Origin of the sequence: Oceanisphaera pacifica (assembly GCF_017498065.1) — a bacterium.
Taxonomy (GTDB): domain Bacteria; phylum Pseudomonadota; class Gammaproteobacteria; order Enterobacterales; family Aeromonadaceae; genus Oceanimonas; species Oceanimonas pacifica.
In genome coordinates this window covers 156,822-178,596 of record NZ_JAGDFX010000003.1, presented here as the reverse complement: position 1 = coordinate 178,596, position 21,775 = coordinate 156,822, and the positions used below count along the sequence as shown (strand labels likewise).

Below are 21,775 nucleotides of genomic sequence, written 5' to 3'. Positions count from 1 at the left end.
GGCGTTAGATAAACAAAAACCTGTTTGCGCACAATACAAAGATAAAAAGAGACTTTTTTATCAACTGTCGCTGCTGCCTAAGTCGCGCTAAAGTAAAAGGACACCTAAGTATCTCGACCTACATAAGGATGTGATTATGTCTAATAGCTACAGATTAACAGCACTCACTCAGCGCAGTACTTTGGCCGCAGCGACCTTACTGCTGCCCAGTATGGCACTGGCAGGTGGCGAGGCGGTGATGGTTGCCAGCGCGCAACCCATGCACGCTGAGGGCTTAGCAATGGATGCAGAGCAAACTACCATGACCATGACATGGCAAGATGCCAATAATATGCGTATTAATTTTGATGATGACTCCAGCACCTACCTTATTATGCGCGATGGCAAAGCATACTCCATTAGCCAAGAAGATGGCAAAGCACTCGTGATGGACATGGCGAGCATGAGTGGCATGATTCAAGCTATGGGCAAAGCCATGAATAAAGGGAAAGGCAGTGGCGACCCTTTTGGCAGCATTGACTCTGTGAGTGCTACCCAACAAAATAAAACCGTGGCCGGTATTAACGGCACCGTTTATAACATGACTTGGACCGAGCCAGATGGCAGCCAGCAATCTGGCAAGGCGGTGTTAACCGGTGATCCATTAACGGTAGAAATGACCCAAGCTTATATTAATTATATGGGGGCCATGCTTGGCAGCGACCATGTTCGTGCCTATCAAGAAGCCATGCCAAAAAATGCCAGCGGATTATTGCAAATGGCCGACCAACTTTATGTTGAGTCCATTCGTGCCGCCGACCCTCCCGCTTCTTTGTTTGAGCTGCCCGCCGAGCCAATGGATTTACAAGGTTTAATGGGCGACATCATGGGGGGAGACTACTAAAAATGATAAAAAAGGTCGGCGTCATTTAGCTTAATACACTAAAATGACGCCGACCCCTTTTATGTTTTTGGCTAAATGCGATTATGCAGCAAAGCCTTTTAAGCCAATCACATGCACCTGCTCTTGATTGCCGTGCACTTTACGGATCAGCTTATAGGTGGTGCCTTTTTCTGGGCTGATATTCTCGGGCGCGGCAATTAATAATTGCATATCTTGGCGCTCACACAGTTCAAACAAAGTGGCAATTGAGCGGGTATCTAGCCGTGCCGCTTCATCTAAAAACAATAAACGACAAGGTAATACATCGCGACTGCGCAAGTGGCGTGATTCATCTTCCCAGCTTTGCAGCACCATTAATAAAATAGCCTGCCCAGTACCAATGGCTTCACCGGTAGACAGTGCGCCGCTTTCGGCGCGTAGCCAACCATCGCTGCCGCGTTGCACTTCTACGTCTAAGTCTAGGTAGTTACGATAATCTAACAGCGCCTGCCCCAGCACTTGTGGGCTACGATCGCCCTGCTCTAACTGCGGATTTAAGCGCTGAAATAATTTACCCATGGCCTCAGAAAAACTGATCTCTTTACTAGAAAATAAGTCTTGATGGCGGCCTTCTTGATCGCTTAATGCCGCTAATAAACGCGCATAGGTCTCACGCATATTAACATTAAGGCGTACCCCACCCACTAAGCCAAAGCTGATATTTTGCAGGCCTTGGTTAAGCTGGCGAATACGATTTTGCTCGCGGCGAATAATGGTATTAATTTTGGCCGCCACTTCATGAGACGACAAGGATAACTGCCCTTCTCGCTGTTGCAGCTCATCGGCTAAGCGGGCCAGCTCAATTTCCATTTCTTCTAGTGCTTCCACCGGATCGTCGGCTCGAATAATATCGTGACGAATGCGCGCTTTAAGGTGGTTAAACACCAAAATATAAAATTGCACTTTTTGTAGCGTGTTACGTTGGCCTTCACTCACGCGCAGCGCATCGCGTAACTCGTCATCATCTGCCACTGCCATGCGCAGTGCACCCAGTGCTTTATCAGAAATAGAGCGCAGTTCATCGGCATCTAAATAAGCCAATTCTGGGCGGGCTAAGCGGCGCTCAACATCATGATCTCGTGCAAGCCTTGCCACTTTTGCCCAATTAGCTTTATGGGCCACTAAGGCTTTGCGGGCGGCAAAATAGCCTTGACCATCTTTGCTTAAACGCTGGCTTAGCGACTCCACTTCGCGCTGGCATACTTGGCGTTGAGCCTCGGTTTGACTGCGTTTACTGCGCGTGTGCACCAATTCATTTTCTCGCTCGCGCTTCGCCGCCAAGGCCTGCTCTTCCATATCGTCAGACAAGGTAATGCCCAAGGCAGCAAATTCCTCGCAAAATTCATTCAGCGTTTGGCTTCGCGCATCGTGCCCTGTGGTAATGGCGGTACGGGCTTGCAGCGCATCGGTTACGCGCCCACTGAGTTGCTCTACCCTAATATTGGCTTTGCGCCTTGCCTCTTCCGCTTGCACCAGTTTTGCCTTTAGGCTGTCGTTCATGGCGGAGCTTTTATCGAGTAATTGCTCGGCATCGGCATAGGCTAAATGGGGTAAGCGGGCCACTAACTGCGTTAAGGCATAGGTGCGCGCTCGGGCTTCGGTTAACTGCGCTTCAACACTGCTCACTTTTTGTTGCAGTGCATCAAACTCGGCGGGATCTTGGCGCAATACCTGCACTTGCTCGCTTAAACGCCCTAAATGTTGACCATGCAGCGCCATAAAGTCACGCGCTTGTGCTAATAAATCTTGCTCGGCTTGGGCGGCTGCAAATTGCTCTTGAACTCGCTCCCCTTCAGATGCTGAGAGCTGATCTGCCAGCGGCAATAAGCGATGTAACAGGGTTTGTATGTCTCGCAGTTGATCACGCTTAGCCTGCCACTGCAGCAGCTGCGCTTCGTTATCAGTTAGGGCTGCGTCTATGCGGTCTTGCTCTGCCGTTAACTGGGCTAAGGCCGTTTCTGGATTATCACCAAAGGCGTGCTGCATGCCCTCATTTACAAACTCACTTAGCTGATGATACAAGCGACTTTGTTTTTGTTGGGTAAAGGCGGCATCAGCATACTGACTATTTGCCGCTTCAAGCGCGAGGTTAAGCTGTTCAATTTTAGCTTCTCTTGCGGCACGACCAAATAAAGGCTCTGTGGTAAAGCGTGAGTAACGCAGTTGCCGCTCACCGTTTTTTACCCAAATCGCCCCTTCAAGCTCGGTGGCATGCAATACATCTTCATCAAAAGCGTCGGGATTACCCTGAATTAAATACACATCATTTGGGCAAGACTCCAAACCCTCTAACTGCTTAAGGGCGGCTTGAGGGTCTTGTACCACAATGGCGTTGCGCGCTGGGCCATATAAGGCTTCGTAATAAGGCGCATCATCCACGGCAATATCATCATACACATCGGCCAGTAAGGTACCGCCAAGTTGTTCGCATAATGACACTAAGCGTTCGTCGGCATTGCTGCCACCGTGTAAGCTGCGAATTTGTTGCGCTAACTGCTGTTTTTGAGTGAGCGCGTCTTGCTTTTGCTGCTCTGCGCTGTGTTCGGCGCGCAGAGCCTGCTGCATAGCATGGGTGACTTCGCTGCTGTCTTGTAGCGCTAAATCAGATAAGGTTTGTAGCCGTGCTAATTGTTGCTGGGCCTTATGCCATGCTGGGGCTTGGCGGCGCTGCTCGGCTATTTGCGGCGCAATTTGTTCGCGCAAGTTTTGCTGTTGGCGCTGGTTATCAGCACACTCGGCTAACTGCGCTTCTAGCTCGGCTTTTTGTTCTTCTAACTCCGCCAGCTGCAGTTCTAACGCCGCCTCATCGGTCACGGTATGGCCAAGGCGCGATAGTTCTTCTTGCAAGGCTTGTACTTTTTCGCGCTTTTGCACATTTAATTGTGCTTGGCTGTATTGCTGGCGAATACGGCTTTCGCGGTTTAACAGTGCCTGATATTCCCGACCTTGCTCTAATAACTGGTTAGCACGCGCAAAAGCCTGTGCACGCTCGGCCTTGCTGTCTATGGTTTGCAATAACGCCAGTGCCTGATCAAATTGCGTGCGGGCAGCCTGTGCCAATGCCAGCTGCTGCTGATGCTCCAGCACCACGGCGGTAAGCGCTTGTTCTCGCGCCTGATGAGTTTGCTCCTGGACTTTGGCCTGCTCGGGCGTTAGCTCAGGCAAGCCACATTGTATCTTGGCCTCACCCAAGGCGGTGCGGGCTTGGCGATATTGAATGGCCCGGGTTTGTTGTGTGTCGAGCGCTTGTTGGTAATCTGCTAGCTGCGTTTTAAGGCTGTCGACTTCTTCATCGGCGGCCTCTTTGCAGGCGTTGGCTGCTTGATGTTCATCCTCAAGCTCGGCTAGGGTTTCTTGCTGAATGGCCAGTTTTTCTGCTAATTCATCAAGCTCTTGCTGATAGCCCTGAATTTTTTCATTGAGCTTAACACCACTTAACACCCGCGATAAATGCTCAGCAGCCAGATCAAGCTCTTCGGTCTGCATCCGCTCTCGGGCCGCTAAATGCTCAAGCTCATCGGCCAAGTAGATGAGCCGTGCTCGCTCTTCGGCTAAAATAGTGCGTTCGTGATTAAGGGCACGGCGAGCCGCCAGCGCTTGTTCAGATAAACGCTGCTTTTCGGCACTGTTGCGCACATAATCTGCCGCCACATACTGAGTGGTTTCGGTGATTAATTGGCGAAACACATCCCGTTGGCGCTGGGTTTCACGAATGGCTTCTAGGGTGCGGCGGTTTTCAAAAATCGCCGCTTCCATATCATTAAAGGCTTGGCGAATACCGGCGTTTTCTGGCAATAAGTAATCTTTTAAGCTGCGGCTAATGGTGCTAGAAATACCGCCATATAAAGAGGCTTCAATCAGGCGATAAAACTTCACTCGGTCGCGCTGATCTTTTAGCTTGCGTGGCGTTACCCCCACATCAAACAAAAAGTTATGATACTCGGTCACCGTATTAAAGCGCGTAAATTGTAAATTTTCGGCAGTGGCCGCCGCTTTTAGCTCATTAAGCGAGCGCACTTGGCCTCGGCCATCTGCTAATTCAGCCAGTAACAATGCCGTGGGCTTTATATTATCGTCGGCTTGCATGCCCCGTATGCTAAAGGCAGTTAAATTTACTTTATTATCGCGATTAGCCACTTGCTCTAAATGCACACCAAACCAAACACGCTCCCCTTGAGAGCTGTTTATTTCTATCAGCGAATAACAATGGCCGCGTTGTAACTTACCGTATAAGCCTTTATCGCGACTACCGCTTTGGCTGCCCGCCTCAGTGGTATTACGAAAGTGTAACAGGCTTAAGTCGGGGATAAGCGCGGCAATAAAAGCCGCCATTGTGGTTGATTTACCTGCCCCGTTGCCGCCCGATAAGGTAGTTACTAGGGTGTCGAGCTCAAAGGTGCGGGCAAAAAAACCGTTCCAGTTCACCATGGTTAATGAGTGAAACTTACCACGAGCAAAAGGCGGTATTTGGGCGTCTTGTTCTGGGGTGGCACTGGGCATAGCAGCCATGCTTGTATCAGTCGCTTGCGTTATTAGGCTCACAGCTCATCCTCTTGCTCATCTTGTGGTTCGTCTTGTTGCTCGTATTGCTGCTCATTGTGGTCGATGGGCGACTGTGTGCCTTCTCCAACCACGGCTTCGCCGTCTCTTATCATGCGTAATTGCAATTCACGGGGGTCTTCGTCGGTGCGCACATCGGCGGCAAAACGAAACACCGCCTCGCTAATGCGAAACTTATCTTGGCTGCCCACGCTACTGACCATGCCAAGGCGTTTAAGGCGGCGAATGGCACTTTTCAGCTTATCTTGCAGCTTGCGTCTGTCTAGGTCACTGCCACCCGCACGCTGATTGACCATGCGCAACAAAGTGGTTTCGTTGGCCAAGGTGAGTACTTCTTCTTGCAAGTCGAGCAGTGAAAATATCCCTTCGTTAATTAAGCGATCCGGGCTTAAATAGAGATAACACAGCACTTTGCCCACCAGCATTTCTAGCTCAGATAATATAGCGGTGTTTATCTCACTGCTTGAGCGGGGTCGTAAATAGTAAAACCCCTCAGGTGCGCGCACCAACTCTACTTGGTAGCGCTGATAAAAGGCTTCTAATTCGGGATAAAACTCTTGCAGCAAAGAGTGGGCTTCTAATTCATCGGCACTAATATGGCGGCCGGTGCGCAATTGACTGTCTAGCGTCGGAAATAACGGATTAGCAATCGCTTGCGCAAGCTTAGGCGAGAGCGCCAGTTCAGTATTGGTCGATAACATGTGCTTGTACCTCGGCCCCGTGGGCGTTAATGCGTTGCCAGTCTGGCTGAGCTGCACCCAGACACTCAAGATTGGCATGGCCTAGTTTCACTGCTTCATCAATCAGTAAGCGGGCAATATCAAAATGTTGGTAATGCGGAAAATCTTCTAAATAGGTTTTAAGTACTGCGGCTATGTCCAGCGGTTGGTCGGTGTTGGCAAAGTCTTGTAAGTACACCTGAATGCGCTGTGATAGCTCGGTACTTACATCCACCATTTCTTGGTATTCCAGCTCGTTAGGTATTGCGCCGGTCACTTCTTCTGCATAGGCGGCCAGGGTTTCTGCTCTTAATTCCAGCAAGGGCTGAGCCTGTGCCAAACGCAGCTGCCAATTGTGCTGTTCAAATTGGCGAATAGACTCACGCAGGCGCTGGCTAAAGGCCCGATTTTTGTCCATATCAATGGCGGTACGAATAAAGCGATGCACGTGTAAGTCGTAACGGGCCCACAACTCAATACACTGGCTGCCCCATAATGTAATGGCGTCTAATCGCGCTTGCAGCTGTTGGCATAAAGGAGCCAATTCTAGGCCACGGGTTTGCTGTTGCAATAGCTCTTCTATAGTGAGCAAACTTAGTTGTAAACCATGGCCGGCATTGTCTAGAGTATCTTGCAGCTCGCGCAGGGTGTGCCCGGTTTCACGCAGTAATTGTTCGCAGGCGGTAATGGCTTCGTGCCAGTTTTTATTAAGCAGAGCCGCAATATTGGCTTTTACCGCGTTTTGCTGCTCGTCCATCGCCCGCTGGGTGTCGTCAATGCGCGCCAGCTGATCCGCCACCGAATAGGTGAGTCGACCAGCCACCTCTTGCTGCCATTGTTGATCGTTAGGGTCGGCAGCTATGGTGTCGGCGATTTTGTTTAAATCTTGGCTAATTTGCTCAAGCTGTAGCGATAACTTTATTTGGCTTACATCGCGCTGTGCTGCAAAAAACTCAACAATGGCCACCCCTAAACGAGTTAACCGGTACAGGCTATCTCCCTCGCCAGCATCGTTTTGAAAGCGGCTAAGTAGCCGTTGACGCACCAGATCATTTATCGCGTTATTGGCACGGCTCACCAAGGTATCTTCTGCTTGATTAAACCCTTGGCTTACAAAGCGAAAACCGTGCTGCAATTCGGCCTCACTCAGCTGAGCTTGCTCACCTTCTTTACCAAATATATGAATGGCCAATAAAAATGCCAACCGCTCTGGCGGCAAGTTTAGCTGGCATTGCTCTTCTTGTACCCAGCCAATCCAGTCCGGCAGGGTGCGAGACATTTGTGTCATATTCATACTCTCTTTATCCCCTGCGGGGAGCTTTATCAAAGCTGGAAGCTTGGCGCTGCTTTTCGTCTTAATCTATCAGCTTGGTGCTAGGCGCTTTTCTTAACAACCACATGCATATAGCGGCCTAGGTGCATAAAGGGTTCTTGTTTGGCGTGGGCGAGCTCCATGGCAATCACCTCATCGGCGTGCTCGGCACGAAACTGTTTTTCTACCATATAATCATGGATAACCCGCACCCCACTGCGGCTTGTTATAACAAAGCCAAGGTCATGTAACCAGCCATAAACCTGTGGTGGGCGACAAGGCCAAGCGGGAGTCAACTTTTGACGTCGCTTTTTGACTAAGTCGGCATAAACATAGTCAAAGTGCCCCATCACCAAACTATGATATAAGAGCCCATCGCGGTTATAAAACATCAAAGACAAATGGCCATCATCCACTAATAAGGCATGCAAACAGGCAAGTAAATGAGCTTGGTCTTCTACCCACTCTAAAACGGCGTGGCATAAAATAATGTCAAACTGCCCCACCTCTGCTGCCGTTAACGACTGAATAGACCCGTGAATAAAGCTAAATTGCGACAATATGCCTTTGCCACGAGCTTGCTCACGAGCCAGCGCCAGCATGTCGCCAGACACATCACACAACACCACTTGGTGCCCAAGCTCAGCTAAAGGCTGCGATAAAGGGCCAAAGCCGCCCCCCGCATCTAAAATGCGCAATGGTTTATTGGTAGGCAGCGTGGCCAGCAATTCATCTAAATCGCGCTGTACCACGGCCACACGAATGCGCCCTTTGGTGGTGCCATAAATATTGCGCGCAAAGGCCTGAGCTTTGCTATCAAAGTTAGTATTAAGGTGTGTATTAGGCTGCACTGCATCTTTCTTAACGTATTAGGGGGCGCTATTCTGTCATAATCAATAGGGTTAACAAATGGGTGTCTGCGTGCAAACGATGTTTTTGGCGAAAAAATGGCTAGGTAGCTTATTATTACCCCTGCCTTTGCTATTAATCTTGGCTTTTTTAGGGCTTATCTTGCTTTATCGACAACATAAAAACGCCGGTGGCGCCCTATTGGTGCTGTCGTTACTGTGCTTATGCCTACTTTCTACTCGCCCAGTGGCTAACGCCTTAATAAGCCCACTTGAATCACGCTACCCCACTTATTTACCTGCTTCATTAGTAAACCCAGACTCATTAGCGCACTCAGATGCTGAGTCACCTCATTACAGACAACCACAAGATATTATAGTGCTGGGGCAGCCCAAGTGGCGGATGCTAACTTGCCCTTATTAAGTCAACTTAGCAATGCTGGGTTAATTCGCATTACCGAAGGCGTGCAACTGGCGCACGCTTACCCCAATGCGCGCCTCATTGTGAGCGGCTATGCGGGTGGCGAAGGTCGCACCAGTGCCGCTTTATATGCTGAGGTTGCGCAGGCCTTAGGCATCAATAAAGCGCGCATTGTGATGCTGCCGCTACCAAAAGACACCCATGAAGAGGCGCGCGCCATTGCACCTTTAATTAACGACCGCCACGCTTTATTAGTCACCTCAGCCAGCCATATGCCTCGCGCCATGAGGTTATTTCACCACCAAGGCGCCACACCCACCGCCGCTCCTGTGGGGCACTTAGCAAAAGAGAGCCAAGCTACATTGCCGCTATACAGCTATTTACCTAAAGCTCGTTACCTAAAGCGCAGCGAAACCGCTTGGCATGAATATTTAGGTCTTTTAAAAGAAGCGATAAGCCACAGCGCCGAGCGCCCTGCGCCAAGCACCCAGCTAAAAAATTAAAGACTCATTTTGCCACGGAACGCACAGAAGAGTTCAAGAACAAAAAGTGACAGGGCTGTTGATGGTTAAGATCTTCCCCTCACCAACTCTTTGGCTTTTACTACTATCCCTATTTTTCAGTGTTTTTCTGTGTATTCCGTGGCAAATAGAGTCTTTAGCTTCGATCTTTATCTGAACGCTTACGGCTAACAGCTCCCAAAGGCACTGGTCTTGCTAGCGTCCTGCCTTTATACTGCCGCCCTATTATTGCGTTATTTATTGCACACATAAGGGTTAAAAAATGACACAAACAACACGACAAACCTTAGTCATGGGAAATTGGAAGCTGAATGGCAATAAAGCCATGGTGGCTCAGTTAATTACCGCCTTACAAGCCCCCGCCACACAACACCCTAATGTGGCCGTTGCCGTGTGTCCGCCCGTGTTATTTTTAGGTCAAGCGCAGGCGTTATTAACCGACAGCCCTATTGCACTGGGCGCACAAGATGTTGATATTCACGACCAAGGTGCTTTTACCGGCGAAAACTCGGCGCACATGTATACCGAGTTTGGTGTGCAATATGTGTTAGTGGGTCACAGTGAGCGTCGCACCCTGCACGGCGAAAGCGATGCCATGGTGGCTGCGAAATTTCGCGCCGCCCAAGATGCCGGCTTAACCCCAGTATTGTGTATTGGTGAAACCCTAGCGCAGTTTGAAGCCGGTGAAACCCAAGCCGTCGTCGAGCGTCAGTTACACGAAGTTATCGCCCATTGTGGCATTGAATCTTTTGCTAACGCCGTGATCGCCTACGAGCCTGTCTGGGCCATTGGCACCGGCAAAACTGCCACCCCAGAGATAGCCCAAGGGGTGCATGCTGCCATTCGCGCCTTTTTAGCCAACCTGGATGCCAAGGTGGCCGATGGTGTGCAGATTTTATACGGCGGTTCAGTAAAAGGATCCAGCGCGGCCGGACTGTTTGCCATGGCAGATATAGACGGTGCGCTTGTGGGCGGCGCTGCCCTACAGGCAGATGAATTTGCCGCCATTATTAGCGCAGGTTAATAAGCGAAAGGCATATTAAGCTGAACCTTTGCTGTGTTATTAAATTGATAAAAAATACAAAAGAGAGTGCATAAATGATCAAACGCATTGGCGTGCTCACCAGTGGTGGCGATGCGCCGGGGATGAACGCGGCCATTCGAGCCGTAGTGCGAGCCGGCCTTCACCATAATGTAGAAGTATTTGGCATTCGTAGTGGTTATAAAGGCCTTTATCAAGATGAAATTAGCTTATTAGAGCGCCACTCGGTATCAGATGTGATCACCCGAGGCGGTACTTTTTTAGGCTCGGCGCGTTTTCCTGAATTTAAAGAAGAAGCCATACGGGCACAAGCCGTGGCCAATTTAAAAAAACACGCCATTGATGCCCTGGTAGTCATTGGTGGCGATGGCTCCTACATGGGGGCCATGAGCCTAACAGAGCTGGGTTTTCCGTGCATTGGTATTCCGGGCACCATAGACAATGACATTGCTGGCACCGACTTCACCATTGGCTTTGATACCGCCCTTAATGTGGCCGTAGAAGCCATAGACAGATTGCGTGACACTTGCAGCTCACATAATCGAATTTCGGTCGTAGAAGTCATGGGCCGCCACTGTGGCGATCTCACCTCTTCTGCAGCAGTAGCAGGCGGCGCCGAATACGTGATTGTGCCCGAGGTGGCCTTTGATCAAGACGAGCTTATTCAGCAAATTCATCAAGGGGTGGCCAAAGGTAAAAAACACGCCATTGTCGCCATTTGCGAAAATATGTGTGACGTCAACCGCTTAGCTTACGACATTCAAGCTGCTACCGGCCGCGATACCCGCGCCACCACCTTAGGCCATATTCAACGTGGCGGCAGCCCCACCGCACAAGACCGCATTATGGCCAGTCGCATGGGCGCACGCGCAATGGAGCTGTTACTTGAAGGCTACGGCGGACGCTGTATGGGCTTACAAAGCAATAATATTGTGCATCACGACATTATTGACTGCATTAAACATCTAAGACGCCCCTTCGACGAAGAAATGTACCAACTATCCAATACCCTGTTCTAAAACACTAAAAAGGGGTCGGAGTCATTTATGGGAAATATGCTGATAAACAGGTGCTAAAGCCGTATTCATCAGCAAAATAGTGTGGAAATGGTAAAAATGACTCCGACCCCTTTTCTCCCCCCCCTCAAACTGGCATTTGAAAAGCACCTTATTGTGCTAGATCACATCCTTCTGCCTTATTCGCCTTTATACTGTTTGCCCGTGACATAACAAATATACCTATCAAGCGGTCAATAAAGGAGAATGCTATGAGCGGATGTTGTGGTGGTTGCGGCGGTGAGCACACTCGTCAAGAGCAAGAACAAGCGGCAACCGAGGCTAAAGCGCAAGCAGAGCAGCAAGCAGAAGCTGAGTAATTGAGCTTTGACCAATGCTATACATTTAAAGCCAACCTCAGGGTTGGCTTTTTGTATTAGCAGCCACTAGCACAGCGTTATTTATGCTCAGCCTTAATAAACACCCCTTTTCCTGCGGGCTCCTTAAGCCTAGGGCATTGTTAAATGCAACATAAAGTCCGATAATAGTCGCTGTCATTTTATATTACCGAGTGATCATGTCTGAATATTTGCTGCTGTTTGTTGGCACAGTGCTGGTCAACAACTTCGTACTGGTCAAATTTTTAGGTCTTTGCCCCTTTATGGGTGTGTCTGGCAAGCTAGAAACCGCTATTGGTATGGGCCTTGCTACCACTTTTGTACTGACTTTGGCCTCTGCCTGTTCTTATTTGGTCAACCAGTATATCTTGCAGCCCCTAGAGCTGACCTATTTGCGTACCCTGTCGTTTATTTTGGTGATAGCCGTAGTCGTGCAATTTACCGAAATGGTGGTGCATAAAACCAGCCCAGCACTTTATCGCCTATTAGGTATTTTTTTACCGCTGATCACCACCAACTGTGCCGTACTTGGTGTGGCGTTATTAAACATCAACGAACAACATAATTTTATGCAAAGCCTAGTGTACGGCTTTAGTGCCGCTTTGGGTTTTTCGTTAGTGTTAGTGTTATTTGCCGCCATGCGTGAGCGGCTAGCCGGTGCCGATGTGCCCGCTCCCTTTAAAGGAGCGGCGCTTGCCATGATCACCGCCGGCTTAATGTCGTTAGCCTTTATGGGCTTTACCGGATTGGTGAAGTTTTAATGAGTCATATTTTAATAGCCATTGCTGTACTGGCGCTACTGGCGCTGATTTTCGGCCTAATTTTAGGCTTTGCTGCCGTTAAGTTTCAGGTAGAGTCCGACCCCATAGTTGAACAACTGGATGAACTACTGCCACAAACCCAATGTGGCCAGTGCGGCTATCCGGGGTGTCGGCCCTACGCCGAAGCCGTAGCCAACGGCGACGACATCAACAAATGCGTGCCCGGCGGCGAAGCGACCATGATTAAAATTGCCGATTTAATGGGGGTAGAGCCACAAAGCTTAGGCGAAGCCGAGGCTGAACCAGAAAAACGCGTCGCTTTTATTCACGAAGATATGTGTATTGGTTGCACCAAGTGCATTGCCGCTTGCCCGGTTGATGCCATAGTGGGTGCTACTAAAGCCCTGCACACTGTAATTGAAGACGAATGCACCGGCTGCGACTTATGTGTCGACCCCTGCCCGACAGACTGCATAGAAATGATCCCCATTAAAGTCACCACAGATAACTGGAAATGGCAGCTCAACTCCATCGCCATTAAACAGGTAGATTAATATGACGCTATTAGAGCAACTAAAAGCGGGCAAGCTGCACCACTTTCATGGCGGCATTCATCCGTCACAACGCAAAGCCCCAGCTAATTTAACGCCCATTAGCGAAGCCGGCCTTCCTAACGAGCTGATATTGCAAGTGCGCCAGCACATAGGTCAGGCCGCACAGCTTAAAGTGGCAGTGGGCGAGCGCGTACTTAAAGGTCAGCTATTAACTCAGCCGCTCAACCCCATGATGATGCCCGTACATGCCCCCACCTCAGGGACCATTAGTGCCATTGAGGAGCGGCCTTTGTGTCACCCTTCTGGCCTAGATGGCTTGTGCATTGTGCTTACCCCCGATGGCGAAGAAGAGTGGCGCCCTCGGTTTCCGGTTGCTGATTATCAATTATTAGATGCCGATGTGTTGCTTAATCGTATTCATCAAGCAGGGATCACCGGCTTAGGCGGCGCGGGTTTTCCAGCGCATGTTAAGCTCACTCCTCGTAAAAAAACCATAAACACCTTGATTATTAATGGCGTTGAGTGCGAACCCTATATTAGTGCCGACGACAGATTAATGCGCGAATACCCGCACGACATTTTGCAGGGTATTCATATCATGCGCCATATCGTGCAGCCCACCACCACTATTTTGGCCATAGAAGACAATAAACCCGAGGCAATTGCCGCGCTTACGACTGCCAATCAAGATGACAGCATTGTTATTGTGCCCGTTCCGACTAAGTATCCCTCGGGGGGCGAAAAACAGTTAATTGAAGTACTAACCGGCTTACAAGTACCCCGCAAAGGGCTACCCGCAGACTTGGGCATAGTGGTGCAAAATGTGGGCACCGCATTTGCCGTTAAAAGCGCCATTATCGATGATGAGCCCTTAATTAGACGCGTGGTTACCCTAGCCGGTGAAGCCTTTAGCGAACCCGGTAATGCTTGGGTACACATTGGCACTCCTGTGCGCTATTTACTGCAACGCTATGGCCTAAAAGCCGAGCTAGAACAAAGAGTGATTATGGGCGGCCCCATGATGGGCTTTACCCTACACACAGCCGCGGCTCCCATTATAAAAGGTAGCAACTGTGTGTTGGCTCCTAAATACACAGAGCTGCCGCCACCAGAAGATGAAATGGCCTGCATTCGTTGCAGCCAGTGTGCTGATGCCTGCCCTGCCAGCTTATTACCGCAACAGCTATATTGGTATGCGCGCAACCATGAGCACGACAAGCTCAACGCTCATAACTTATTTGACTGCATAGAATGCGGAGCCTGTGCCTATGTGTGCCCCAGTAATATTCCATTAGTGCAATATTACCGCGAGGCAAAAGCCGATATTCGCCAAGCTGCCCACGAGGCCGTGCAAGCCGAGCGCGCCAAAGTGCGCTTTGAAGCTCGCCAAGAGCGCCTAGCTCGCGAAAAAGCCGAACGCCAAGCCAGACAAGCCAAAGCCGCTGCCGAGCGTAAAGCGCGCATGGCCGAACAAGCCGCCGCCACCGGAGAAGATCCCGTTGCCGCGGCGCTGGCTCGCGTTAAAGCACGCCAGCAAGCCGCTCCACCAAAAGATATGGCCGCCGCACGCGCCGCACGAAAAGAAGAAGCGCGGCGCAATAAAGCGCTTAAACAAGCCGCCCAAAGCGAGGCGCCCCAAGCCGACGGCGCCGCTACTGCTAACAGCGATAAACAAAGTGCCGTGGCGGCAGCTGTGGCCAGAGCCAAGGCTCGCAAAGCGGCGCAACAAGCCGATAATGGCGAAGCGCCGGCTCCTGCAGCACAGCCTGAACCGGCAACTGCTGCACCTGCCAACGATAAAAAAGCCGCCATACAAGCGGCCGTAGCCAGAGCTAAAGCCCGCAAAGCGGCACAACAAGCAGATAATGGCGAAGCGCCAGCTCCTGCAGCACAGCCTGAACCGGCAACTGCTGCAGCACCAGCCGATGATAAAAAGGCCGCCATACAAGCGGCTGTGGCCAGAGCTAAGGCACGCAAGGCGGCGCAACAAGCAGAGGCACAAGCTGAGCCGAGTGGCGATAATGCGACTGACGCCCCTGCTGCTGAGGCGGTCGACGATAAAAAAGCCGCCATTAAAGCGGCCGTGGCCAGAGCTAAAGCCCGCAAGGCCGCACAACAAGCAGAGGTACAAGAGGCGAAGGCTTCATCAGACTCATCAGCCAATAAGGACGAGCAATCATAATGGCGTTAACCATCAGCAGTTCACCGCACAGCACCATAGCGCTGGATACGCCCACCTTAATGCGGCGGGTGTGTTATTGCCTGATCCCGGGCATTCTCGTTCAGTGGTGGTTTTTTGGCGCGGGTAGCTTAATTCAAATCGCCTTAGCCGTATTAACCGCCTACGGGGCCGAAGCCTTAGTATTGCGCCTAAGAGGTCGACGTTTAAGTCACCTTAAAGATAACTCAGCCCTACTTAGCGCCATATTAATTGGCATTGCCATCCCACCGCTTGCCCCCTGGTGGCTGGTGGTTATCGGTACCAGCTTTGCCATAATTGTGGCCAAACAACTGTATGGCGGCATAGGGCAAAACCTATTTAACCCCGCCATGGTGGCCTATGTACTGCTATTAGTGTCGTTTCCATTACAAATGACCAGCTGGTTGCCGCCCCTAGAGTTACAACTCTATCCGGTGAGCTTTGCTGATAGCTTCTCGGCTATTTTTACCGGCTTTACTCAAGATGGCTTTAGTCCTCATCAACTCAAAGAGCTGGCCGACGGCACCACTATGGCCACGCCGCTAGACACCTTAAAAACCGGCTTTACCCAAGGTCACACTCACAGTGAAATTATCACCAATCCGGTGTTTTCAGGCTTGGCCGGCATAGGTTGGCAATGGGTGAACTTAGCTTATTTAGCCGGCGGCTTAATGATGCTGCGCCTAAAATTGATCAGCTGGCCCATTCCGGTGGCCATTGTGGTGAGCTTATTTGTGTTTAGCCTAATTGGCTTTTTAATTTCACCCGACACCACCATTGGCCCTAGCATGCACTTGCTCTCGGGGGCCACCATGTTGGGAGCTTTCTTTATTGCCACCGATCCTGTGTCGGCGGCCACCACCTTTAAGGGGCGCCTCGTATATGGCGTACTCATTGGCTTATTAGTGTATTTAATTCGCACCTTTGGCGGTTATCCAGATGCCATCGCCTTTGCGGTATTACTGGCCAATATGACAGTCCCCATGATTGATGCCCTAACCAAACCCACCACTTATGGAGCGGCGCGCTAATGCTAGCAATGATGCGTAAAAATGCGATGGTGTTGGCTATTTTTGCTTTAGTGTGTACCGCCCTGGTGGCCCTAACCCACCGCTTAACACAAGGCACCATTATTGAGCAAGAACAAGCACAACTGCTGGATGTGCTAGACGATCTATTGCCTGCCAGTAGTCACGATGAGTCGTTATTTGATCACTGCGTTATGCTCACCAACAAACAATTTTTAGGCAGCGAGCACGCGCTCCCTATTTTTACTGCGGTTAAAAATGGCCAACCACAAGGCTATGCCATTGAAGCCATCGCCCCCGATGGTTACAGTGGTGAAATTAAACTGGTGGTAGGGGTAGACGTACAAGGCAGCTTAAGTGGCGTACGGGTGCTTAACCATAATGAAACCCCAGGTTTGGGCGATAAAATTGAGCTAAAAAAATCGCCTTGGCTGTTGAGCTTTAATGGCAAAACCCTAAGCGATGAAAAAGACCCCCGTTGGGCAGTACGCAGTGATGGCGGCCAGTTTGATGCCTTTACCGGCGCCACCATTACCCCAAGGGCCGTGGTAAAGGCGGTGCGAAATGTATTATTGCTGGTGCAACAACAGCCGCAATTACTCACTCAAGCCCCTGCTTGTAAAGAGATGAATTAATGAACACAGAATACAAAGACATTATGCGCCAAGGCCTATGGGGTAATAACCCCGCCTTGGTACAAATTTTAGGCTTGTGCCCTATGTTAGCCGTCACCAATACCCTCACCAACGCCATGGGCTTGGGACTGGCGACCTTATTGGTATTGGTGGGCTCTAACACTAGCGTGTCTTTGGTACGCAAATGGGTGCCTAACGAAGTGCGTATTCCCATTTATGTGATGATTATTGCAAGCCTTGTTACCTGCGTGCAGTTACTTATGAACGCCTACACCTATGGCGTGTATCAGTCACTGGGGATTTTTATTCCATTAATTGTCACTAACTGCGTGATCATTGGCCGCGCCGAAGCCTTCGCCTCTAAAAACAGCGCAAAACTTGCGGCATTAGATGGCTTTATGATGGGCTTAGGCTTTACCGCTGTATTGTTAGTGCTGGGCGGCTTGCGCGAATTATTAGGCCAAGGCACCTTGTTTGATGGCGCCGAATTACTCTTAGGTGATTGGGCAACCAGTTTAAGAGTGGATGTATTACAGCTTGATAACGGCTTTTTATTAGCCATTTTACCCCCAGGTGCTTTTATTGGCTTGGGCTTATTAGTGGCCGCTAAAAACTGGATAGACAGCCGTTTGGCCCGTATTAAAGCCCCAGTACCTAAAGCAGAAGTAACCCGAGCACGAGTGACCTCGTTATGAATATAAAAAAACGTCGCGAAATATTAGAACGCTTACGCGCCGATAACCCTAATCCCACTACAGAGCTGAATTTTAATAACCCCTTTGAGCTACTTATAGCGGTGTTATTGTCAGCTCAAGCCACAGACGTGAGCGTAAATAAGGCCACTAAAGGCCTGTTTGCCGCAGGCCCTACCCCAGCGGCTATGCTGGCGTTAGGCGTAGATGGCGTAAAAGAGCACATTAAAACCATAGGCTTATTTAATACCAAAGCCGAAAATGTTATTAAAACCTGCACCATGTTGGTGGAGCTACATAACAGTGTGGTGCCCGAAAACCGAGCCGCCTTAGAAGCCCTGCCCGGTGTGGGCCGCAAAACCGCCAACGTCGTGCTTAATACCGCCTTTGGCTGGCCCACCATAGCGGTAGACACCCATATTTTTCGGGTCGCCAACCGCACCGCCTTTGCCAAAGGCAAAACCGTGGATCAGGTAGAGCAAGGGTTACTAAAATGGGTACCCGCTGAATTTAAAGTAGATGTACACCATTGGTTTATTTTACACGGCCGCTACACCTGCATCGCTCGCAAGCCCCGCTGCGGCTCTTGCATCATCGAAGATTTATGTGAATTTAAAGAAAAAACAGAGATTTAAACTAAAAAGGGGTCGGAGTCATTTAACGCAGTATTATAAAATGACTCCGACCCCTTTTATTTTAATGTAAATATAAACTCAATAAAAACAGAACGTTACCTCTTTCTTAGGATAAAGATAACCATAAAAACAGTAAAATGGGTCGGAGTCATTTAACTCAGTATGATAAATTGACTCCGACCCTTTTTATAACTTACAGCTTGAGGAGTATAACAATGCGCATTTTGCACACTATGCTACGCGTGGGTCATCTTGATAGATCCATCGCCTTTTATACAGATGTAATGGGTATGAAGCTGCTGCGCAGCAGCGAAAACCCTGAGTATAAATATACGTTAGCCTTTGTGGGGTATGGCAAAGAAGAAGACGAGGCCGTATTAGAGCTAACCTATAACTGGGACACAGACAGCTACGATCAGGGCACCGCCTATGGTCACATCGCCATTGAAGCTGACGATATTTATGCCATGTGTGAGCATATTCGCATCGCCGGTGGTAAAGTGGTGCGTGAGCCTGGCCCCGTAAAAGGCGGCACCACTGTCATCGCTTTTGTTGAAGATCCAGACGGCTATAAAATTGAACTGATCGCCAAAGAAGATGCCGGCAAAGGATTGGGAGAATAACGTCTCAAGCTTGCAGCCATAAGCTATCAGCGGTCAGTTAAACACTAAACCCTATGCGTAAAAAGACCGAGCCATAGAGATGGCTCGGTCTTTTTGTTTAACTGAAAGCTTAAAGCTGATGGCTTACCGCTCCCCAAAGGGGCTAGCCCTTGCTATAAATAATCCTTTTCAGATCTAATCACTATTTTTCCGTGTTCTTCCGTGTATTCCGTGGCAAAAAGTCTTAGTCTTTGACCTTAACTGAAAGCTGACGGCTTACCGCAGGCCGCAGGGCTAACGTAACGGCAGCGCTACATCTGCAAACAGCTGATCGCGCTCTTCAGCGGTTTTTAAGGCTATTGCTTTATCTACCCGCTCGCGAGTGAGGTGTGGGGCAAAGCGCTCCATAAAGTCGTACATATAGCTGCGCAAAAAAGTGCCCTTGCGAAAACCAATTTTAGTGGTACTAGAGGCAAATAAGTGACTGGCATCTATGGCCACTAAATCGGTATCTTGCACCGGATCGATAGCCATACTGGCTAATACCCCAATTCCTACCCCAGCTCGCACATAGGTTTTTATCACATCAGCATCGGTGGCAGTAAACACCACATTAGGCTCAAATCCGGCCTCATTAAAGGCAATATCAAGCTCAGATCGCCCAGTAAAACCAAACACATAAGTCACTAAAGAATAATGCGCGATATCAGCTATCGTCGGTTTCTTGATCTTCACCAACGGGTGTCCCTTAGGCACTAAAATGCAGCGATTCCAGTGATAACAAGGCAGCATAATTAAATCTTGATATAAGTGCATGGCTTCCGTCGCAATAGCAAAGTCTGACGCGCCTTTGGCCACAGACTCACTAATTTGCATCGGCGTGCCCTGATGCATATGCAGCGACACTTTAGGGTAGCGTTCAATAAAGCCCTGAATGACCTCGGGTAGCGCATAACGCGCTTGAGTGTGAGTGGTGGAAATATTCAAGGAGCCTTGATCGGGATGCGTATGCTGACTGGCCACGGCTTTAATACTTTCTACCTTGCCTAATATTTCGCTAGATATGCGAATAATATCTTTACCCGCAGGGGTCACACGGGTGAGATGCTTACCGCTTCGCTCAAACACCTGAACCCCAAGTTCATCTTCTAACATCCGCACTTGCTTACTAATGCCAGGCTGCGATGTGTAAAGGCTTTCTGCCGTAGCAGACACATTCAGATTATGATTGGCAACTTCAACTATGTAACGTAACTGCTGCAGTTTCATGGGATTCTCACATTAAGGTGGTGATAATATGTGGTATATTGTCAAATACGACAAACACATACTTAGCTGAGTCATTAATAACTATAAGTTATATCAAAATAACTAAAATCTCAATGACTCATCCCAAGCTTGTCTCAGTAAATTAGCCAAAACCCCAGGACTGGGGTACCATTTATTTTTCTCTTTCACCCTAACTGAGCCGCCACAATATGATGTTGACACTGATCCTCATAGCCATAGGCGCACTGCTTTTTCTGATCATTATTTACAATATTTTGCAGCAATATTTGCAAAAGCAAGAAGCAGAAAAACGCACCCAACTGCTAAGACATAAAAATATTATTAACGAAACAGACGAGCTTTTGCTTAATGCCAGCCAACTGCCGTTTAGTAAAGCTTTAGTCGTTAGCCTATACAGCCGCATTTTGCACAGTTTAAAAGCCATGCAGCAGCAAGATCCCAATAACGAGCAAATAAAAACGCGCCTCGTTAATATTCAGCAGCAAATACAACATGTAAAAGATAATTACACTCTGGATCAGCCGGGGTTAAAGCCCCCTGAGTCAGATCAACAAGCACTGCACATGCTACAAGTGGTGAAGCGGCTGCGTACCGTGCTACGCATTGAGCATAATAAGGGCAAGCTGGGTAACCAGACTTTTGTACAAGAAGACCGTCGTCTTGAGTTAATACGCTTAAAAATTAATTTAGTTAATTTGGCTAAACGGGCACGCACCGCAATCGGCAATAAAGACGTCAATACCGCGCAGCAGCTGCTTAAAAAAGGACTCTCGGTACTGGATAAAATACCAGATAAAGACGATCAACTAAAAGGGATAGAAAGCAACTTACAACAGCGCCTAAGCGATCTGACTTCCACTCAGAAAAAAGAGCTGCAAGAACAGCAAGCCCGGGCGGAAGAAGAAAAATCTGAACTCGACTTATTATTTGAGCCCAAACGAAAATGGTAACCGCTGTGCCCGCTTTATATTCAGTACTGGATAATATTCCTAACTTTTTAGGGGAGCTAGAACAAGGCATGCTCGAACATGGCTTGTCCCCCAGCATAGGCGCCATGGATCACCTATGCTATCGCGCACAAGATAATAATGAATACCTAATGTTGCGTGACACACTCGCGCAATGTGGTGATGTATTGGTTGAAGGCATGATAGGCCAGCGCCCTATTATTACCTTTAAGCTGCATCACCCCTTGCCCAGTGCCTTTGGCCCTATTCCCTGCCTTGAGCTCGCCGCCCCTAAAATGGGCAAACAGCACACTCACGGCTTAGAGCACGGCGAAATTGTGGTCGCGAGCCTACAACAGCTATTACAAGATTACCCTTGGGTGCCCTTCAAGCGCGATGCCCTACACAGCGAGGCCCCCGAGCTAAGCTTGGCTTTAGGTCGCTATCAGGTGAAGTTTCATTGTCAAAGCTTGGCAGACATCATAGCGCTAGAAATCGCCAACAAACAAGTGATCCCCGTACCCGAAAATTACTTTGAATAAAAGCTTAGGAACTGGCGGCTGTACGTAAAAACGATGAGGAGTGAGGGGTAAGGGGGACAAGAACAACCCTCTTGCTTCGCAAGACTACAAAGTTTGGTATTGGCTCTTACCTAGCTCCCTCACTCCTTACTGGTTTATCTTAGTCCGTCCG

At 49.3% G+C, this 21,775-nt stretch carries 20 protein-coding genes; 15 read left to right on the top strand and 5 right to left on the bottom strand.

All coding sequences use genetic code 11. The annotated features are described in order from the left end of the window. Nucleotides 1-136: 136 nt before the first annotated feature. A complete protein-coding gene (locus J3U76_RS03540; protein WP_208004450.1) occupies nucleotides 137-883 on the top strand; it encodes a hypothetical protein in 747 nt (248 codons plus the stop codon). Nucleotides 884-964: 81 nt separating this feature from the next. Here the strand turns inward: J3U76_RS03540 and mukB are convergent, their stop codons facing one another. The 4 genes from mukB to J3U76_RS03520 form a co-directional block, all read right to left on the bottom strand. Next, the gene (mukB, locus tag J3U76_RS03535; RefSeq protein ID WP_208004562.1) at nucleotides 965-5,422 is read right to left on the bottom strand and encodes a chromosome partition protein MukB; all 4,458 of its coding nucleotides are present in this window, start codon (nucleotides 5,420-5,422) and stop codon (nucleotides 965-967) included. Nucleotides 5,423-5,460: 38 nt separating this feature from the next. Then, nucleotides 5,461-6,183: a chromosome partition protein MukE gene (gene mukE / locus J3U76_RS03530; protein ID WP_208004449.1), complete on the bottom strand. Its 723-nt coding sequence runs from the start codon at nucleotides 6,181-6,183 to the stop codon at nucleotides 5,461-5,463. Next, nucleotides 6,164-7,489: a chromosome partition protein MukF gene (mukF, locus tag J3U76_RS03525; RefSeq protein WP_208004561.1), complete on the bottom strand. Its 1,326-nt coding sequence runs from the start codon at nucleotides 7,487-7,489 to the stop codon at nucleotides 6,164-6,166. Before mukF ends, mukE begins: the two co-directional genes overlap by 20 nt. A gap of 86 nt (nucleotides 7,490-7,575) precedes the next feature. Then, on the bottom strand, nucleotides 7,576-8,364 hold the full coding sequence (locus tag J3U76_RS03520) for a methyltransferase domain-containing protein (RefSeq protein WP_208004448.1): 789 nt from the start codon (nucleotides 8,362-8,364) through the stop codon (nucleotides 7,576-7,578). A 70-nt stretch (nucleotides 8,365-8,434) separates the two neighbouring features. Between J3U76_RS03520 and J3U76_RS14405 the strand changes: the two genes are divergently transcribed. The 12 genes from J3U76_RS14405 (at nucleotide 8,435) to gloA (ending at nucleotide 18,866) form a co-directional block, all read left to right on the top strand. Next, nucleotides 8,435-8,785: a hypothetical protein gene (locus J3U76_RS14405; protein WP_243454032.1), complete on the top strand. Its 351-nt coding sequence runs from the start codon at nucleotides 8,435-8,437 to the stop codon at nucleotides 8,783-8,785. Next, nucleotides 8,758-9,285, top strand: a complete 528-nt coding sequence (locus tag J3U76_RS14400) for an ElyC/SanA/YdcF family protein (RefSeq protein ID WP_341534301.1) — start codon at nucleotides 8,758-8,760, stop codon at nucleotides 9,283-9,285. Before J3U76_RS14405 ends, J3U76_RS14400 begins: the two co-directional genes overlap by 28 nt. 280 nt (nucleotides 9,286-9,565) lie before the next feature. Beyond that, the gene (tpiA, locus tag J3U76_RS03510; protein WP_243454031.1) at nucleotides 9,566-10,327 is read left to right on the top strand and encodes a triose-phosphate isomerase; all 762 of its coding nucleotides are present in this window, start codon (nucleotides 9,566-9,568) and stop codon (nucleotides 10,325-10,327) included. Between the two features lie 74 nt (nucleotides 10,328-10,401). Then, nucleotides 10,402-11,364 carry a 6-phosphofructokinase gene (pfkA, locus tag J3U76_RS03505; protein WP_208004447.1) on the top strand — a complete coding sequence of 321 codons (963 nt, stop codon included), beginning with the start codon at nucleotides 10,402-10,404 and terminating at the stop codon, nucleotides 11,362-11,364. 553 nt (nucleotides 11,365-11,917) lie between these two features. Then, a complete protein-coding gene (rsxA, locus tag J3U76_RS03500) occupies nucleotides 11,918-12,499 on the top strand; it encodes an electron transport complex subunit RsxA (RefSeq protein ID WP_208004446.1) in 582 nt (193 codons plus the stop codon). Then, on the top strand, nucleotides 12,499-13,053 hold the full coding sequence (gene rsxB / locus J3U76_RS03495) for an electron transport complex subunit RsxB (protein ID WP_208004445.1): 555 nt from the start codon (nucleotides 12,499-12,501) through the stop codon (nucleotides 13,051-13,053). The genes rsxA and rsxB overlap by 1 nt, the downstream gene beginning before the upstream one ends. Nucleotide 13,054: 1 nt before the next feature. Continuing rightward, nucleotides 13,055-15,235 carry an electron transport complex subunit RsxC gene (rsxC, locus tag J3U76_RS03490; protein ID WP_208004444.1) on the top strand — a complete coding sequence of 727 codons (2,181 nt, stop codon included), beginning with the start codon at nucleotides 13,055-13,057 and terminating at the stop codon, nucleotides 15,233-15,235. Further along, nucleotides 15,235-16,284: an electron transport complex subunit RsxD gene (gene rsxD / locus J3U76_RS03485; protein ID WP_208004443.1), complete on the top strand. Its 1,050-nt coding sequence runs from the start codon at nucleotides 15,235-15,237 to the stop codon at nucleotides 16,282-16,284. Before rsxC ends, rsxD begins: the two co-directional genes overlap by 1 nt. Continuing rightward, nucleotides 16,284-16,916, top strand: coding sequence for an electron transport complex subunit RsxG (gene rsxG / locus J3U76_RS03480; RefSeq protein ID WP_208004442.1), 633 nt, complete (start codon nucleotides 16,284-16,286; stop codon nucleotides 16,914-16,916). The genes rsxD and rsxG overlap by 1 nt, the downstream gene beginning before the upstream one ends. Next, nucleotides 16,916-17,611: an electron transport complex subunit E gene (locus J3U76_RS03475; RefSeq protein ID WP_208004441.1), complete on the top strand. Its 696-nt coding sequence runs from the start codon at nucleotides 16,916-16,918 to the stop codon at nucleotides 17,609-17,611. The genes rsxG and J3U76_RS03475 overlap by 1 nt, the downstream gene beginning before the upstream one ends. Next, nucleotides 17,608-18,243: an endonuclease III gene (gene nth, locus J3U76_RS03470; RefSeq protein WP_208004440.1), complete on the top strand. Its 636-nt coding sequence runs from the start codon at nucleotides 17,608-17,610 to the stop codon at nucleotides 18,241-18,243. Before J3U76_RS03475 ends, nth begins: the two co-directional genes overlap by 4 nt. Nucleotides 18,244-18,458: 215 nt before the next feature. Then, a complete protein-coding gene (gloA, locus tag J3U76_RS03465) occupies nucleotides 18,459-18,866 on the top strand; it encodes a lactoylglutathione lyase (RefSeq protein ID WP_208004439.1) in 408 nt (135 codons plus the stop codon). Nucleotides 18,867-19,139: 273 nt separating this feature from the next. Here gloA and cysB read toward each other — a convergent pair whose 3' ends face one another. Beyond that, nucleotides 19,140-20,114: an HTH-type transcriptional regulator CysB gene (gene cysB / locus J3U76_RS03460; RefSeq protein ID WP_208004438.1), complete on the bottom strand. Its 975-nt coding sequence runs from the start codon at nucleotides 20,112-20,114 to the stop codon at nucleotides 19,140-19,142. A 209-nt stretch (nucleotides 20,115-20,323) separates the two neighbouring features. Here cysB and J3U76_RS03455 point away from each other — a divergent pair, with 209 nt between their 5' ends. Both J3U76_RS03455 and J3U76_RS03450 read left to right on the top strand, forming a co-directional pair. Continuing rightward, a complete protein-coding gene (locus J3U76_RS03455) occupies nucleotides 20,324-21,085 on the top strand; it encodes a DNA repair ATPase (RefSeq protein ID WP_208004437.1) in 762 nt (253 codons plus the stop codon). A 5-nt stretch (nucleotides 21,086-21,090) separates the two neighbouring features. Then, entirely contained in the window at nucleotides 21,091-21,624 is a 534-nt protein-coding gene (locus tag J3U76_RS03450) for a VOC family protein (protein WP_341534300.1), read from the top strand. Nucleotides 21,625-21,775: the final 151 nt, after the last annotated feature.

Bases quoted from the DNA above. Each gene is read 5' to 3' on its own strand.
- J3U76_RS03540 (WP_208004450.1), top strand. From the start codon at position 137: ATGTCTAATAGCTACAGATTAACAGCACTCACTCAGCGCAGTACTTTG.
- mukB (WP_208004562.1), bottom strand. From the start codon at position 5,422: ATGCCCAGTGCCACCCCAGAACAAGACGCCCAAATACCGCCTTTTGCT.
- mukE (WP_208004449.1), bottom strand. From the start codon at position 6,183: ATGTTATCGACCAATACTGAACTGGCGCTCTCGCCTAAGCTTGCGCAA.
- mukF (WP_208004561.1), bottom strand. From the start codon at position 7,489: ATGACACAAATGTCTCGCACCCTGCCGGACTGGATTGGCTGGGTACAA.
- tpiA (WP_243454031.1), top strand. From the start codon at position 9,566: ATGACACAAACAACACGACAAACCTTAGTCATGGGAAATTGGAAGCTG.
- pfkA (WP_208004447.1), top strand. From the start codon at position 10,402: ATGATCAAACGCATTGGCGTGCTCACCAGTGGTGGCGATGCGCCGGGG.
- rsxA (WP_208004446.1), top strand. From the start codon at position 11,918: ATGTCTGAATATTTGCTGCTGTTTGTTGGCACAGTGCTGGTCAACAAC.
- rsxB (WP_208004445.1), top strand. From the start codon at position 12,499: ATGAGTCATATTTTAATAGCCATTGCTGTACTGGCGCTACTGGCGCTG.
- rsxC (WP_208004444.1), top strand. From the start codon at position 13,055: ATGACGCTATTAGAGCAACTAAAAGCGGGCAAGCTGCACCACTTTCAT.
- rsxD (WP_208004443.1), top strand. From the start codon at position 15,235: ATGGCGTTAACCATCAGCAGTTCACCGCACAGCACCATAGCGCTGGAT.
- rsxG (WP_208004442.1), top strand. From the start codon at position 16,284: ATGCTAGCAATGATGCGTAAAAATGCGATGGTGTTGGCTATTTTTGCT.
- J3U76_RS03475 (WP_208004441.1), top strand. From the start codon at position 16,916: ATGAACACAGAATACAAAGACATTATGCGCCAAGGCCTATGGGGTAAT.
- nth (WP_208004440.1), top strand. From the start codon at position 17,608: ATGAATATAAAAAAACGTCGCGAAATATTAGAACGCTTACGCGCCGAT.
- gloA (WP_208004439.1), top strand. From the start codon at position 18,459: ATGCGCATTTTGCACACTATGCTACGCGTGGGTCATCTTGATAGATCC.
- cysB (WP_208004438.1), bottom strand. From the start codon at position 20,114: ATGAAACTGCAGCAGTTACGTTACATAGTTGAAGTTGCCAATCATAAT.
- J3U76_RS03455 (WP_208004437.1), top strand. From the start codon at position 20,324: ATGATGTTGACACTGATCCTCATAGCCATAGGCGCACTGCTTTTTCTG.